At 58.2% G+C, this 3,787-nt stretch carries 2 protein-coding genes and 2 pseudogenes; 3 read left to right on the plus strand and 1 reads right to left on the minus strand.

Translation table 11 applies throughout. The features are described from left to right. Nucleotides 1-112: 112 nt before the first annotated feature. Nucleotides 113-727, plus strand: a pseudogene (gene istA / locus ELH03_RS37105) (IS21 family transposase); the annotation flags it as partial. Nucleotides 728-954: 227 nt separating this feature from the next. Here the strand turns inward: istA and ELH03_RS37110 are convergent. Beyond that, the gene (locus ELH03_RS37110) at nt 955-1,959 is read right to left on the minus strand and encodes an IS110 family RNA-guided transposase (RefSeq protein WP_130767698.1); all 1,005 of its coding nucleotides are present in this window, start codon (nt 1,957-1,959) and stop codon (nt 955-957) included. A 59-nt stretch (nt 1,960-2,018) separates the two neighbouring features. Here ELH03_RS37110 and ELH03_RS37115 point away from each other — a divergent pair. Both ELH03_RS37115 and istB read left to right on the plus strand, forming a co-directional pair. Next, a pseudogene (locus ELH03_RS37115) lies at nt 2,019-2,954 on the plus strand (Mu transposase domain-containing protein); the annotation flags it as partial. Then, nucleotides 2,944-3,756 carry an IS21-like element helper ATPase IstB gene (gene istB, locus ELH03_RS37120; RefSeq protein ID WP_130660431.1) on the plus strand — a complete coding sequence of 271 codons (813 nt, stop codon included), beginning with the start codon at nt 2,944-2,946 and terminating at the stop codon, nt 3,754-3,756. The pseudogene ELH03_RS37115 and the gene istB, both read left to right, overlap by 11 nt. Nucleotides 3,757-3,787: the final 31 nt, after the last annotated feature.

Genomic DNA, 3,787 nt, shown 5'->3' on the forward strand with positions numbered 1-3,787 from the left:
TGTTGATTTCCACTGAGAGCTGACCCGGCGCAGCCAGATATTTCCATTGAGAATTGACCCATGTTTCAACCGTCCCTCGCATGCTTTCAGCGGGGGCTCTGGAGTGATCGACATGGCATTACTGAGCGTAATCCGACGCTGGCATTTTCGAGAGCATCTATCGATCCGGGAGATTTGCCGCAGGACCGGCCTGTCCCGGAATACCATCCGCAAATACCTGCGTGCCGGCGGCGTGGAGCCGAAGTTCAACGTTCCGGAGCGACCGAGCAAGCTTGACCAGTTTGCGGATCGATTGTCAGCTTGGTTGAAGACGGAATCCAAGAAGGGCCGCAAACAGAAGCGGACGATGAAACAATTACATGCTGACCTGGTCAGCCTCGGCTACGAGGGCTCCTACAATCGCGTGGCGGCATTTGCTCGGGAATGGCGTGATGATCGGCAGAGGGAATTGCAGACGACAGGCCGCGGCACGTTTGTGCCCTTGGCGTTCGAGCCTGGTGAAGCCTTCCAGTTCGACTGGTCGGAAGACTGGGCGATCATCGGCAATGAACGCACCAAGCTGCAGGTGGCGCATACGAAGCTGAGCTACTCCAGGGCTTTCATCGTCCGAGCCTATCTCCTGCAGACGCATGAGATGCTGTTCGATGCCCATAATCACGCGTTCCGCGTCTTCGGCGGCATTCCTGGCCGCGGCATCTACGACAATCTATGGACGCCTCCCGGGCGAGATGAACATTTGGCGGCACTCGGCATTGGATGCGTGAATCTATCCGGCCTATCGCTGGAGCGACCACGCTCCTGGCCTTGATGGGAGTCCGCTACCTCTGTCCTCATAACATGATCGACCTTTGTGGCCCTGTCGTAGATCAGGATCCGAAGCTGCGGTCCGTGCCGTTACGCCATCAGTTCTTACTCGCATTCATCATTGCCTTAGAGGCAACGATTGGCAAATGACTATTGTGCGGCATACCGCTCCTGTCGGGTGAGCAAGGCCCATGCGATCCGCGCGGTTTTGTTGGCAAGTGCTACGATCGCTTTATTAAATCCTCGGCGAGCGACAAGCTCTTTCAGCCATTGCGATCGGCGATCGTCGTGACTCGCAAGTCGGCTTATAACTGCGCGTGCACCATGGATCATCTGGCGACGGAGATAATGGTTCGCTCGGCGGCCAATTCCGCCAAGCCGTGGTTTGCCGCCAGTCGAGTATTGTCGCGGGATCAGCCCGATCCAAGCCGCTAGCTCTCGCCCAGATTTAAAGTGACGTCCGTCCTCGACGCTAGCAACGAGTGCCGTCGCAATGATCGGACCGACGCCTGGCAGTTCCGACAGACGGCGGCAATCGTCGCGTTCGCGGCAAATCTCGCTAATCTTCCTGTCGAGCCTGCCAACTCGGTCATTCACATCGGTGAGCTGGTCGAGGAGTTCGAGGAATAGCTCTCGCCCGAGATCGGAGAGGGCCGCATCCTCGACAGCCAAGGGTGCCTGGGATGCAAAACGCCATGGTCCTTGCGGCAACACGATTCCATATTCGGCGAGAAGGCCGCGTGCATGATTGATGAGCGATGTACGCTGAACGATCAGACGCTCTCTAATTCTGTGTAGCGACTGAAGGTCTTGCTGTGCGGTCGACTTGAGCGGTACGAACCGCATGGTTGGACGTGTCGCCGCTTCATAAATCGCCGCTGCGTCGACCGCATCGTTCTTGGAGCCGCGCACGAAGGGCTTCACGAAGCGAGGATTGATCAGCAAAATCTCTCGCCCATCACCCTTGAATTGCCGCCCCCAATGGTGAGCGCTGGCGCAGGCTTCCATCGCGACCGTCTTCGGGGCAATCGCTTTCACTATCTCAGCCAACTTCGATCGGCTGACTTTACGGGAAAGAATAGTGCCATCCGAAGCGATGCTGTGCAGATGGAATGACGACTTTCCAAGATCGATGGCTAGCAATTCGAATGTCATGACTTCCTCCTTTAGCTGGCCCTTCATTCTGAAGGTTCGGAGGGAGGCGTCCATCCCATAATATGAAGACTGCAATCGACAAGGTCGGCCGTGGCAAGGAGCGCGACGTCAACGTCCGCTTCATGGCAATGGCCAGCCACTACGTGTTCGAGCCCGAGTTCTGCAATCCGGCCTCCGGCTGGGAGAAAGGACAGGTCGAGAAGAACGTTCAGGATGCGCGTCATCGCTTCTTCCAACCGGTCCCGCGCTTTCCATCACTGGAAGCCCTGAATGACTGGCTTGAGCAGCGTTGCAAGGAGTTCTGGGCACAGACCCCGCATGGTCAGATGCGTGGCACCATCGCCGACATCTGGGCAGAGGAAACACCAGCTTTGATGCCCGTTTCCAGGCCGTTCGACGGGTTTGTCGAATACACGAAGCGGGTCACGCCAACCTGCCTCGTGCATCTGGAGCGCAACCGCTACAGCGTTCCGGCATCCTTTGCCAATCGACCGGTGAGCCTTCGAGTCTACCCGGATCGTGTCGTCGTCGCGGCAGAAGGTCAGATCGTTTGCGAGCACCGTCGCGTCATCGATCGTTCCCATGATCGACCGGGGCAGACCATCTATGACTGGCGGCATTATCTGGCGGTGGTGCAGCGAAAGCCCGGCGCTCTTCGCAACGGCGCACCGTTCGCCGAGCTTCCAGACGCATTCCGGACCTTGCAACAATATCTGCTCAAGAAGCCAGGTGGCGACCGCGAGATGGTCGATATCCTGGCACTTGTTCTCCAGCACGACGAACAGGCAGTGCTCTCGGCCGTCGACATGGCGCTGAAGTCCGGCGTTCCGACCAAGACGCATGTGTTGAACCTGCTGCATCGCCTGGTCGACGGCAAATCCTTCACGCCGCCGACCCTCGACGCACCTCAGGCACTGACGCTCACCAATGAGCCCAAGGCCAATGTCGAACGATACGATACCTTGAGAAAGACGGAGGTTCGCCATGCGTCATAATCCGGCAAGCGGCGCGATCGTCATCATGCTACGGCAACTGAAGATGCACGGCATGGCCCACGCCGTCGGTGATCTGACCGAGCAGGGATCGCCGGCGTTTGAGGCTGCCATTCCGATCCTGTCCCAGCTTCTCAAGGCGGAGACTGCGGAACGAGAGGTCCGATCGACCGCATATCAGCTCAAAACCGCACGCTTCCCGGCTTACCGTGATCTGAACGGCTTCGACTTCGCCAGCAGCGAGATCAACGAGGCGCTCGTGCAACAGCTTCATCGCTGCGACTTCCTCGACGACGCCAACAACATCGTTCTGGTCGGCGGTCCCGGCACGGGCAAGACACACATTGCCACCGCGATCGGTGTCCAGGCCATCGAGCATCACCATAAACGGGTCCGGTTCTTCTCAACGGTCGAACTGGTCAACGCTCTCGAGCAAGAGAAGGCGCAGGGTCGGTCTGGGCAGATCGCTAATCGACTCGTCCATTCCGATCTCGTCATTCTCGACGAGCTGGGATACCTGCCGTTCAGCGCCTCAGGCGGTGCATTGCTCTTCCATCTGCTGAGCAAACTCTACGAGCGCACCAGCGTCATCATCACCACCAACCTGAGCTTCAGTGAATGGGCCAGCGTGTTCGGCGACGCCAAGATGACGACCGCGCTGCTCGACCGGCTTACCCACCACTGCCACATCCTGGAAACCGGAAACGACAGCTTCCGCTTCAAGAACAGCTCGGCGCATGAGCCCAAAACAACGAAGGAGAAACGAAGGAACTTGACCACCACGACCAACACAAACGATACCTAAAGGCGGGTCACTTCTCGGTGGAAACGCCGGG

The organism is Rhizobium beringeri (genome assembly GCF_004306515.1).
Lineage (GTDB): Bacteria > Pseudomonadota > Alphaproteobacteria > Rhizobiales > Rhizobiaceae > Rhizobium > Rhizobium beringeri.

What these genes read in the sequence shown, in the direction of transcription:
- ELH03_RS37110 (WP_130767698.1), bottom strand. Translation starts at nt 1,959, where the DNA reads ATGACATTCGAATTGCTAGCCATCGATCTTGGAAAGTCGTCATTCCAT.
- istB (WP_130660431.1), top strand. Translation starts at nt 2,944, where the DNA reads ATGCGTCATAATCCGGCAAGCGGCGCGATCGTCATCATGCTACGGCAA.